Annotated in this window: 11 protein-coding genes and 3 tRNA genes; 3 read left to right on the forward strand and 11 right to left on the reverse strand. The window is 66.6% G+C overall.

The features are described from left to right. Positions 1-231: 231 nt before the first annotated feature. From QRO93_RS20235 to QRO93_RS20280, 10 genes are all read right to left on the reverse strand, one after another. A tRNA-Arg gene (locus QRO93_RS20235) sits at positions 232-308 on the reverse strand. A 32-nt stretch (positions 309-340) separates the two neighbouring features. Continuing rightward, positions 341-417: transfer RNA gene (locus tag QRO93_RS20240), tRNA-Arg, on the reverse strand. Positions 418-486: 69 nt separating this feature from the next. After that, positions 487-563 (reverse strand) — tRNA-Arg (locus QRO93_RS20245). Further along, positions 554-1,480: an alpha/beta fold hydrolase gene (locus QRO93_RS20250; protein WP_180879761.1), complete on the reverse strand. Its 927-nt coding sequence runs from the start codon at positions 1,478-1,480 to the stop codon at positions 554-556. The genes QRO93_RS20245 and QRO93_RS20250 overlap by 10 nt, the downstream gene beginning before the upstream one ends. Then, positions 1,477-2,286, reverse strand: coding sequence for a bifunctional hydroxymethylpyrimidine kinase/phosphomethylpyrimidine kinase (thiD, locus tag QRO93_RS20255; RefSeq protein WP_180879760.1), 810 nt, complete (start codon positions 2,284-2,286; stop codon positions 1,477-1,479). Before thiD ends, QRO93_RS20250 begins: the two co-directional genes overlap by 4 nt. A gap of 64 nt (positions 2,287-2,350) precedes the next feature. Next, the gene (locus tag QRO93_RS20260; RefSeq protein WP_180879759.1) at positions 2,351-3,019 is read right to left on the reverse strand and encodes a YoaK family protein; all 669 of its coding nucleotides are present in this window, start codon (positions 3,017-3,019) and stop codon (positions 2,351-2,353) included. A 12-nt stretch (positions 3,020-3,031) separates the two neighbouring features. Continuing rightward, positions 3,032-3,538, reverse strand: a complete 507-nt coding sequence (locus tag QRO93_RS20265; protein ID WP_180879758.1) for a hypothetical protein — start codon at positions 3,536-3,538, stop codon at positions 3,032-3,034. After that, entirely contained in the window at positions 3,535-4,935 is a 1,401-nt protein-coding gene (locus QRO93_RS20270) for a PhoH family protein (RefSeq protein WP_053511253.1), read from the reverse strand. Before QRO93_RS20270 ends, QRO93_RS20265 begins: the two co-directional genes overlap by 4 nt. An 84-nt stretch (positions 4,936-5,019) precedes the next feature. Next, entirely contained in the window at positions 5,020-5,499 is a 480-nt protein-coding gene (locus tag QRO93_RS20275; protein ID WP_053449373.1) for a peroxiredoxin, read from the reverse strand. A gap of 91 nt (positions 5,500-5,590) precedes the next feature. Continuing rightward, positions 5,591-6,151, reverse strand: coding sequence for a glycine cleavage system protein R (locus QRO93_RS20280; RefSeq protein ID WP_005409051.1), 561 nt, complete (start codon positions 6,149-6,151; stop codon positions 5,591-5,593). A 164-nt stretch (positions 6,152-6,315) separates the two neighbouring features. On the opposite strand from QRO93_RS20280, the gene dapA reads away from it, so the two are divergent. Further along, positions 6,316-7,209: a 4-hydroxy-tetrahydrodipicolinate synthase gene (gene dapA / locus QRO93_RS20285; RefSeq protein ID WP_180879757.1), complete on the forward strand. Its 894-nt coding sequence runs from the start codon at positions 6,316-6,318 to the stop codon at positions 7,207-7,209. Between the two features lie 32 nt (positions 7,210-7,241). Beyond that, complete coding sequence (locus tag QRO93_RS20290; protein WP_008267845.1) at positions 7,242-7,757, forward strand: hypothetical protein; 516 nt, start codon at positions 7,242-7,244, stop codon at positions 7,755-7,757. A gap of 175 nt (positions 7,758-7,932) precedes the next feature. On the opposite strand, the gene fdxA is transcribed toward QRO93_RS20290, so the two are convergent. Then, entirely contained in the window at positions 7,933-8,256 is a 324-nt protein-coding gene (fdxA, locus tag QRO93_RS20295) for a ferredoxin FdxA (RefSeq protein ID WP_005409054.1), read from the reverse strand. 191 nt (positions 8,257-8,447) lie between these two features. On the opposite strand from fdxA, the gene QRO93_RS20300 reads away from it, so the two are divergent. Next, positions 8,448-9,872: a sugar porter family MFS transporter gene (locus QRO93_RS20300; protein WP_053449375.1), complete on the forward strand. Its 1,425-nt coding sequence runs from the start codon at positions 8,448-8,450 to the stop codon at positions 9,870-9,872. Positions 9,873-10,139: the final 267 nt, after the last annotated feature.

Here is a 10,139-nt window from a genome sequence, read left to right on the forward strand (position 1 = left end):
GCGGCATGGATGCCGCGGCCAAGCCCCCAGGGATGGGTTCACGGCGTCCCCGCACTCCGACACCGCCCCGCCAACCCGCGGAATGCCAGCTTTTGCTGTTGCTGTTGCCGTTGCCTTGGCTTGGCTTGGCTTGGCTTGCCTTGGCTTGAAGCATCTGCAGGTGCAGGGCGCAGCCCTGCCGAAAAACACACATAAAAAAACAGCAGGCCGAGGCCTGCTGTTTCGGTGTAATGGTGCGCCCGGAGAGATTCGAACTCCCGACCGCCTGGTTCGTAGCCAGGTACTCTATCCAACTGAGCTACGGGCGCCAATTACATAAACTTGTTGTGCTGACTGTGTATGGTGCGCCCGGAGAGATTCGAACTCCCGACCGCCTGGTTCGTAGCCAGGTACTCTATCCAACTGAGCTACGGGCGCGCGGTACACAATCAACTTACTGCCAAATTTTACTGCATTTCCAGCGGCGGATGCTGGAAACCTGTCGAGTGGTGCGCCCGGAGAGATTCGAACTCCCGACCGCCTGGTTCGTAGCCAGGTACTCTATCCAACTGAGCTACGGGCGCCCTGCGACAGGAGCGGAATTATGCGGATGTCGGCGCGCACCGTCAACAGTTTTGTGAAAATTTTCACCCAACTGAATGAAAAAGCAGTCAGCCACGGCGTCCGGGGCTTTCAGCCACGCGAAATGATCGGCACGCGTGCCCAGTTCCTGCGCGGACAGCACGCGCAGCTGCGCGTCCACATTCGGCAGCTTCGCCAGCAGCGTGCGCATCGAGCCGGCCGGCGCCAGCCAGTCGTGTTCCATCAGCACCGCCTGCGCACTGCCGTGCACCCGCGCCATCTGCGCATCGAGGTCTTCGCTCATGCCGACGGCGGCGTAGTGATTGTTCAGGCCGACGCGCGCCCAGTCGGCGATCAGTCCGCGTGCCTCGGTGCCACCGAAGCCGAGGCGACGGCCATGCAGCACGCCCTGGCGCTGCGCGATCCACGGCAGGAAGCGGTAGACCAACGGCAGCAGCCAGCCGCGCGGTGGCGGAAAGCCGCGCCAGAACGGCGAGCCACTGGCCGCCAGCCATAGCCGGTTGAAGTGTTGCGGAGCGCGGCCGGCATGCACGCAGGCCAGTTGTCCGCCCAGGCTGTGGCCGCCGATGATCCAGGGCAGCGGGCCAGTTTCATCATCTGCGGCGGCCAGCACGGCCTGGCTGGCCGGTAGATCCTGTTCGAGTACCTCGCGATAGCCCCAGTCCTGCGTGCGCGACGGGCGCAGTGAGCTGCTGCCGTTGCCGCGCCACTCATGCAGGTAGACCGCCACCCCCCTGGCGGCCAGTGCCTGTGCCAGCGGCAGGTAGTGGCGCGCGGCCACGCCCAGTGCCGGCAGCCACAGCAGGCGTGCGATGGGCGGTTCAGGCACGCAGGCAATCACCTCGTAACGATGGCCGTCGTCGCACTGCACGGCAAGCGTGTCCGGAGTGAAGCTCATGCGTGCGGTGCCGCGCCGAAGTGATCGAGCACCAGCACCTCGCTGCGGCCGGGGGCGTAGCCCCTCTGCAGCCCGCGCGCGACATAGTCGATGCCGGCCTCGCAGGCATTGGCCAGGCTCAGGCCGTTGCACAGCTGCGCGGCAATGGCAGAGGCCAGCGTGCAGCCAGTGCCGTGCGCATCCAGCGGCAGGCGGGCGTGGATGAATTCTTCGCTGCTGACGCCGTCGAAGTAGCGGTCGATCACGCGGTTGCCCTCATGCAGATGGCCACCCTTGAGCAGAACGGCGCCGGCACCGAGGTCGAGCAGGGCGGAGGCGGCCTGCTCGGCATCGTTACCGTTGCCGATGTTCCGCCCGACCAGCAGTTCTGCTTCCGGTGTGTTCGGGGTGATCAGCGTGGCAAGGGGAATCAGGCGCTCACGCATCGCCTGCAGGGCGCTGTCTTCCAGCAGGCGTGCGCCACTGGTGGCGACCATCACCGGGTCCAGCACCACGTGCGGTGGGCGATGGCGCTGCAGTGCGTCGGCAACGACGTTGATCACCTCGGCGTTGGCCAGCATGCCGAGCTTCACCGCGTGGATATCGAAATCATCGAAACAGGCCTCCAGCTGCGCACGCAGGAAGTCGACCGGCGGCACGTGCACGGCGGTCACGCCGCGGGTGTTCTGTGCGGTCAGCGCGGCGATCGCCGACAGGCCATGCACGCGATGCGCAGCGAATGCTTTCAGGTCGGCCTGGATGCCGGCGCCACCGCCGGAGTCGGAGCCGGCGATGGTGAGGGCGGATACGGGAGTGGTCGGGCTCATCCGGCGATTGTGCCGTGGTCCCGCTGGGGAAGGTAGATCCACGCCATGCGTGGATGTCCTTGACTCAACGCCTCCAGCGCGCCCACTGCTGGTACAGCACATAGCCCAGCCCGGTCAGGCCGGTCAGCAGCGCGGGGGCGAGCAGGGCATCGTATTGCCAGCGCACGAACAACCAGGCGCCGAGGATGCCACCGGCGAGGAAGCCGCTGATGATCAGCCCGCTGAGGGTCAGTCGGCGAACCTGCAGCGGCAGCCCACGCAGCAGGTGGCCCAGGCCGATGCCGAGGTCGGTGAACATGCCGCTGAGGTGGGTGGTGCGCACCACTGCGCCGCTGAAGGTGGTGGCCATCGCATTCTGCAGGCCGCAGGCCATGGCGGCGGCCAGTGCGCCCCAGATCTGGTGCTGTTCGAACAGCGGAATGGCCACCAGCAGCAGCGCCGATTCCAGCGCCAGCGCAACGCCGTAACGACGCCCCAGCTGCAGGGCGCTGTCCTGGATCAACAGGCCGCTGAGCATGGCGCCCAGCGAGAAGGCGATCAGCAGGCCCCACAGATGCCCGACCGCACGCCAGTCGCCCTGGGCCAGCGCCATGCCCAGCTGGCTGGTGCTGCCGGTCATGTGGCTGACCGCCTGGTGCTCGAAACCCAGAAATCCGACCACGTTGACCATGCCGGCCACGCACGAGAGCGCAACCGCACCGATCCAGACCCAGGTGGGCAGGCGTATTCCCATCGGCAGGGCCCCTCAGGGCCCGCCGAAGCCGCCGTTGAACTGCAGCTCGCTGAAGGTGTTGCTGGCCGGGTCGAACACGGCGCCCCAGAACTGTGCACCGCCATCGCAGACGCGGATCGCTTCACGGGCCGGATTGATGCCGCTGTCGTCGGGCAGGTGGAAGGCGTTGATGTAGATCAGCCGCTTGCCGGCACTTTCGATGCCGACGTACTGGCGATCGAAGTCCAGCACCTTCGGCACCTGCGCCTCCAGCGAGGACAGCTTCGCTTCCAGCTGGTCGACCTGTTGCCGGCTGGGCGCCCAGTAGCCGCTGACCCGCCCGGCCTCGCGGCCGGGGCTGGGGCGTGAGCAGGTGTCTAGCACCTGCGCGGCGATGATCGGGCGGGTGACCACCCAGGACTGTCCGGTACGCTCGGCGGTCGGCACGCTGGCCGGGCCGCGCGTGGTGGTGCAGGCACCCAGCGCGGCTGCGAGGGCGATCGCAGCCGTGGGCAGCAGCAGTCGGGTGCAGCGGCTCACAATACCTCCGAAGCGTAGTCGGCCAGGCGCGAACGCTCGCCACGGCGCAGGGTGATGTGCGCGCTGTGCGGCCAGTTCTTGAAGCGATCCACCGCGTAGGTCAGGCCCGAGGTGGTCTCGGTCAGGTACGGGGTGTCGATCTGCTCGACGTTGCCCAGGCAGACGATCTTGGTGCCGGGGCCGGCACGGGTGATCAAGGTCTTCATCTGCTTCGGGGTGAGGTTCTGCGCCTCGTCCAGGATCAGGTAGCGCGACAGGAAGGTGCGGCCGCGCATGAAGTTCATCGAGCGGATCTTGATGCGGCTGGCGAGCAGGTCGTTGGTCGCCTGGCGGCCCCAGGTGCCGCCTTCCTGGTTGTGCGTCAGCACTTCCAGGTTGTCGGTCAGCGCGCCCATCCACGGCGTCATCTTCTCTTCCTCGGTGCCGGGCAGAAAGCCGATGTCCTCGCCGACGCTGACCGTGGCGCGAGTCATGATGATCTCGCGGTAGCGCTGCTGGTCCATCGTCTGCGCCAGGCCGGCAGCCAGTGCCAGCAGGGTCTTGCCGGTGCCGGCGGTGCCGAGCAGGGTGACGAAGTCGATCTCCGGATCCATCAGCGCGTTGAGCGCGAAGTTCTGCTCGCGGTTGCGTGCACTGATGCCCCACACGGCATGGCTGCCATGGCGGAAATCGTCGACCAGCGACAGCACCACCTTGCCGTCGCCGACCACGCGGCTGACGCGCAGCTCGACTTCATCTTCGCCGGGCAGGTAGACGTACTGGTTCGGATACCACTCCTCGCCGTCCAGTGCCTGGATTTCGTAATGGGTACGGCCCTTGTCGCTCCAGCTGCGCAGGTCTTCGCCGTGGCGCTTCCAGAAGTCTTCCGGCAGCTCGGTGGCGCCGGTGTAGAGCAGGCTGAAATCGTCCAGCGCGCGATCGTTCTCGTAGTCCTCGGACACGATGCCGGCGATCGCCGCCTTGATCCGCAGGTTGATGTCCTTGGAAACGAACACCACCGGCAGGTCCGGGGTTTCTTCCTTCAGGGCCAGGATCGCGCCGAGAATGGCGTTGTCCGGGATCACCTGGCCGAAGCTCTTCCCGGCGTCGAAATGGCTGGTCTGGAAGCGCAGCTTGCCGGCGCTCTGCTTGCCGCGCAGCTGCAGCCCGTTGGGACGCTGCAGCGGAATGCCGTCGGCCAGGTTGTCCAGGCCGGACGCCTGCACCAGCTCGTTGAGGAAGCGGCTCACCTGGCGGGCATTGCGGCTCGCTTCGGATGTGCCCTTCTTGCCGTTGTCCAGCTCCTCGATCACCTGCATGGGCAGGTAGACGTCGTGCTCCTCGAATTTGAACAGCGCGGTGGGATCGTGCATCAGCACGTTGGTATCCAGCACGTAGATGCGCTTGCCTCGGGTCATCGTCGATTCCTGGTTACGGACAGGGAAAAACCATCACGGCCTGCCGCAGGGCAGGGTGATGGCAGACACAGTAGGCAGTGGGACTCACTTGGACTGGGAGGCCTTCAGTTCGGCGAGAACGGCATCGGCATGGCCGGCAACCTTGACCTTGCGCCAGGACTGCACGATGCGGCTGTCGGGGGAAATCAGGAAGGTGCTGCGTTCGATGCCACGTACCTGCTTGCCGTACATGTTCTTCATCTTGATCACGTCGAAGGCGCTGCATAGTGCTTCGTCGCCATCACTGACCAGCGGGAAGTTGAAGCCCTGCTTGGCGCAGAAGTTGTCGTGCGACTTCACCGAATCGCGGGAGACACCAAGCACGACCGCACCGGCCTTGCGGAACTTCGGCAGCAGCGCGTTGAAGTCGATGCCTTCGGTGGTGCAGCCGGGGGTGCTGTCCTTGGGATAGAAGTACAGCACCAGCCAGTGGCCGGCGTAATCGCCGAGGGTGGCCTGGTCGCCACCGGACAGGGCCAGCGGCAGGGAGAGGGTGGTGCTGTCCAGGGTGTCGCCGTTGTTCATGAGGTCCTTCTGTCGAGCCTGGGTTCTTTCTACGACAATTGCATGAAACGCCACGCGCCCGTGAGGGACGCGCGAAAAATCAGGAATTCATTCAGAACTTCATCGGGTCCATGATCGCGTCCAGGTTCAGGTGGTCGCAGAATTCAAGGAAATCGTCGCGCAGCGCGGCGATGTGCATGTTGGCCGGCACGCCGATGGTGACCTGCGCACTGAACATTTCCGCACCGGTCTGCATGGCGCGGTAGCGCGTGCTCTGCAGGTTCTCGATGGTGATGCCCTGGCGGTCGAAGAAATCGGCCAGCTGGAACAGGATGCCCGGCTTGTCGGCGGCGATCACTTCGACGATGTACGGCAGCAGGTTGGACTGCGCCTGCTTGGCAGCGGTGCGGTACCAGACCAGCTTCAGGCCTTCCTCGCGCTCCAGTCGGGTCAGCATCGCTTCCAGCTTGGCCACCGAGTCCCAGGAGCCGGTGGCCAGGGCGGTGACCGAGACATCGCGGCCGACCGTGGCCAGGCGCGCGTCCACCAGGTTGCAGCCGCTGTCGGCGATGCGGCGGGTGACGGACAGCAGGGGAGACTCCGGATGCGTCGTATAGGCGTTGATCAGGAGGTGGTTTTCGCTCGGCGCGGGGCGCGGGGTGGTGTCGGTCAAGGCGATTCCGGGTAATGCATGCGTTAGTCTGAATGCCCGCCAGAGGCGGGGATCCACCGGTGTCCAGCATACTTGCCCGTGCTTTCGCGCCGCAAGTAACATTCAGGTCGCCCCCGGCCTTTCGTGGCGGGCGTTTTCCCTTCCCAGCCAAGAGCAGCACGTCCTTGTCCCTTTCCGGCCTCATCACCGCGCTGGCGACCCCGTTCCGGGCCGACGGCGCCCTCGATCCCGACGGTTGGCAGCGCCTGCTGCACCTGCAACTGGAAGGTGGCGTCCATGGCGTTGTCGTAGCCGGCTCGACCGGCGAAGCGGCGACCCTCACCGATGCCGAGTACGACCTGCTGCTGGCCAGCGCGGTCGAGCGCATCGGCGGCCGCATCCCGGTCATGGCCGGTACCGGCCTGTCGGGTACGGCCAAAACCATCGAACAGACCCGCCGCGCCGCTGCGCTGGGTGCCAGCCATGCGCTGGTGGTTACCCCGCCGTACGTGCGGCCGACCCAGGCCGGCCTGATCGCGCACTACCGCGCGGTTGCCGACCAGGGCGGGTTGCCGGTGGTGCTGTACAACGTGCCCGGCCGCACCGGTTGCGACATGCAGCCGGAGACCGTGGCCGAACTGGCCCGCCATCCCAACATCGTCGGCATCAAGGAAGCGGTGGGCGACACCGGCCGGGTGCAGGCGCTGCTGGCGCTGCGCAGCCCGCAGTTCGCGGTGCTCAGTGGCGATGACGGCACTGCCGCGCGCTCGATCCAGGCCGGTATCGACGGCCTGGTCTCGGTCGGTTCCAACGTGCTGCCCGGCGCCTACCGCCGCATGTGCGAGCTGGCCGCCGCCCATGACCACGAAGCCACCGGGTCGTGGGATGCGCGCCTGCAGCCATTCCACGACTTCTGCGGTGTCGAGCCGAACCCGATTCCGGTCAAGGCGCTGCTGCGCCGCATCGGCATCGGCCACGACCTGCGCCTGCCGCTGCTGCCGCTGTCGGCGGCGCATCATGCGGCTGCCGACCATCTTGCCGGCGACATCGCCGCCCTCGAAGCCCTTTCCAGCCACTGACCTTTCGTCTTGGTCTGACCCAGGAGATTCACATGCGTCAATCCGTTTCCACCGTCCGCGTGCTGTCCTACGCCCTGCTTGCTGTAGCTGTCGCGGCCGGCACCACCGGTTGCTTCAAGCGTGGCGTCAAGGGCGACTACGCCCTGGCCCCGGAAATGCGTCCGCTGGAAGTGCCGCCGGACCTGAACCTGCCCAACGCCACCTCCGACAACAAGGTGCCGACGCTTGCTTCGGCGACCAAGCCGGCGGCGCCGGTGGCTGCGGCCCCGGCCGTGGGCAACACCGGTTTCACCATCGCCGGCGGCAAGGATGAAGCCTTCGCCAAGGTCGGTAGCGCGCTGGAAGGCGTGGCGGGCGTGACCATCGCCAGCCGCGCGCAGCTGCTGGGCTCGTACGACGTGGCCTACGAAGGCAGCAACTTCCTGGTCCGCGTGGTCGCTGTCGATGCCGGCGCCTACATCTCCGCGGTCGACCCGCGTGGCCTGCCGGCCACTGCCGAAGCGCCGGTCAAGCTGATTGCCGCACTGAAGGCGAAGCTGGCCCAGTAAGAGCCGGTCGGGTGGGTGCGGGCCCAGGTCCGCACGCGCCCGAGTAGGGGCCGACCTTGGTCGGCGCTTCTGTGCCAACCAAGGTTGGCACCTACCGGATCACGCGGTTGGCATCTGCCGAAGAACAGAAAAGGGCGCCCTCGGCGCCCTTTTCCGTTGCCGCAGTGAGCGCTTCTCAGCGCTCCAGCAGCTTCAGCTTGTCCGGCTTGCCGTCCCATTCGCCGGCGTCGGCGGGCGGGTCCTTGCGCACGGTCAGCACCGGCCACTCCTTTGCCAGTTCGGCATTGAGGGCGACGAAGCCTTCCTGCCCGGCGGGGACATCGTCCTCCGGGAAGATCGCGTTGACCGGGCACTCCGGCTCGCAGAGGGTGCAGTCGATGCACTCATCCGGGTCGATCACCAGGAAGTTCGGGCCTTCGTGGAAGCAATCCACGGGGCACACTTCCACGCAATCGGTGTGTTTGCACTTGATGCAGTTTTCGGTGACGACAAAGGGCATGGGCTGGGGGTGGATCGATTCCTGAACCTGACAATTCTAGAACAGGTTGGCCCCCGGTGTCGGCGCGGGACGGAAAACGGGCGTCTGGCAGGCGCGACCACTGCGGCCATTGGCGGCATGGCCAGGGCTGTGCGACGCTGCGGGCCATCGGCCGCAGGGGTGGCCGAATTCCCTTTCCAGCAGGATCGTCCATGTCCCAAGCCCAGACCGGCACCGCCCCGCACGGTGGTGAGAACACCGCGTTCATCGTCCTGATCAGTTGCGTGGCCACCCTCGGTGGATTCCTGTTCGGTTTCGACAGTGGTGTCATCAATGGCACGGTCGATGGCCTGCGCCAGGCCTTCAACTCCAGCGAAGCGGCACTGGGTTTCGAAGTTGCTTCGATGCTGCTGGGCTGCGCGATCGGCGCCTTCCTGGCCGGCTGGCTGGGGGATCGCCTGGGGCGCCGCGGCGTACTGATCGTCTCGGCGCTGATGTTCCTGGTCTCGGCGCTGGGCGCCGGCGCCGCCCATGCGTCCTGGCTGTTCATCGCCGCGCGCGTGCTCGGCGGCTTCGCCGTAGGCGCGGCCAGCGTGATGTCACCGGCCTACATCGCCGAAGTGGCCTCGGCGCGCTATCGCGGCCGCCTGGCCACGGTGCAGCAGATGGCGATCATCTGCGGGCTGTTCGCCGCCTTCCTCAGCAACTACCTGCTGGCCCGCGCAGCCGGCGCGTCAACCGAGCCCCTGTGGCTGGGCCACGAGGCCTGGCGCTGGATGTTCTGGATGCAGGCGCTGCCGTCCGGGCTGTTCCTGCTGCTGTTGCTGGTGATTCCGGAGAGCCCGCGCTTCCTGGTGCTGAAGGGGCGGCAGGCGCAGGCGAGGGCGGTGCTGGCCCGGCTGTACGGCGACGGCGCGGCGGCGGCCAAGCAGGCCGAGATCGAAGCCAGCCTGGCGCACGACCAGCACAAGCCGCGCTTTGGTGATCTGCGCGACAAGGCCACCGGCCGGCTGCGCCCGATCCTCTGGGTCGGCATCGGCCTGGCCATGTTCCAGCAGCTGGTCGGCATCAACGTGGTGTTCTACTACGGCGCGGTGCTGTGGCAGGCGGTCGGCTTCTCGGAAAGCGATGCGCTGCTGATCAACGTGCTGTCGGGTGCACTGAGCATCGGGGCCTGCCTGCTGACCGTGCTGCTGATCGACCGCATCGGCCGCAAGCCGCTGCTGTGGGTCGGTTCAGTCGGTATGTCGGTGGCGCTGGTGCTGATGGTGGTGGCCTTTGCCAGTGGCAGCCTGGCCGAGGGCCGCCTGCAGCTGTCCGACGGTATGGGCCGGCTCGCGTTGGTCGCAGCCAACGTCTACGTGGTGTTCTTCAACATGTCCTGGGGCCCGGTGATGTGGGTGATGCTGGGCGAGATGTTCCCGAACCAGATCCGCGGCCCGGCACTGGCAGTGGCCGGCGCGGCACAGTGGACCTCGAACTTCGCGATCACCGTGACCTTCCCGATGCTGCTGGCCGGCATCGGCCTGGCCGGGGCCTACGGCATCTATACGGTCGCAGCGATCCTCTCGATCTTCTTCGTCGTCCGCCATGTGCGCGAGACCAAGGGCAAGGAGCTGGAGCAGATGGAAGGCTGACGGCCAGCCTGTGTTTCAGCGCCTCCTTTCTCCGTGGGGAGGCTGCAGGCCAGCCGATCCAGGACACGCCGTAAACCCATCCCTGGGGGCTCGATGGCGCCATCCATGGCGCCAACGGTCCTGGAGCGGCTGGCCTGCCACCTCTCGACACATCACGGGTGGCGGATGCAGGTTGGCGCGTCGGGATGGAACATGCGGCGGGAGACGAAGAGTGCTTACTGCCGCGGTCGCGGGAAACTGTCAGGAGGGGGCGGGCCACCCTTTTCT

This window comes from Stenotrophomonas maltophilia group sp. Smal17, assembly GCF_030237045.1.
Lineage (GTDB): Bacteria > Pseudomonadota > Gammaproteobacteria > Xanthomonadales > Xanthomonadaceae > Stenotrophomonas > Stenotrophomonas forensis.

Excerpts from the sequence above, each read along its gene's own strand:
- fdxA (WP_005409054.1), bottom strand. The coding sequence starts at position 8,256 with ATGCCCTTTGTCGTCACCGAAAACTGCATCAAGTGCAAACACACCGAT.
- QRO93_RS20275 (WP_053449373.1), bottom strand. The coding sequence starts at position 5,499 with ATGAACAACGGCGACACCCTGGACAGCACCACCCTCTCCCTGCCGCTG.
- QRO93_RS20260 (WP_180879759.1), bottom strand. The coding sequence starts at position 3,019 with ATGGGAATACGCCTGCCCACCTGGGTCTGGATCGGTGCGGTTGCGCTC.
- QRO93_RS20290 (WP_008267845.1), top strand. The coding sequence starts at position 7,242 with ATGCGTCAATCCGTTTCCACCGTCCGCGTGCTGTCCTACGCCCTGCTT.
- QRO93_RS20300 (WP_053449375.1), top strand. The coding sequence starts at position 8,448 with ATGTCCCAAGCCCAGACCGGCACCGCCCCGCACGGTGGTGAGAACACC.
- thiD (WP_180879760.1), bottom strand. The coding sequence starts at position 2,286 with ATGAGCCCGACCACTCCCGTATCCGCCCTCACCATCGCCGGCTCCGAC.
- QRO93_RS20270 (WP_053511253.1), bottom strand. The coding sequence starts at position 4,935 with ATGACCCGAGGCAAGCGCATCTACGTGCTGGATACCAACGTGCTGATG.
- QRO93_RS20250 (WP_180879761.1), bottom strand. The coding sequence starts at position 1,480 with ATGAGCTTCACTCCGGACACGCTTGCCGTGCAGTGCGACGACGGCCAT.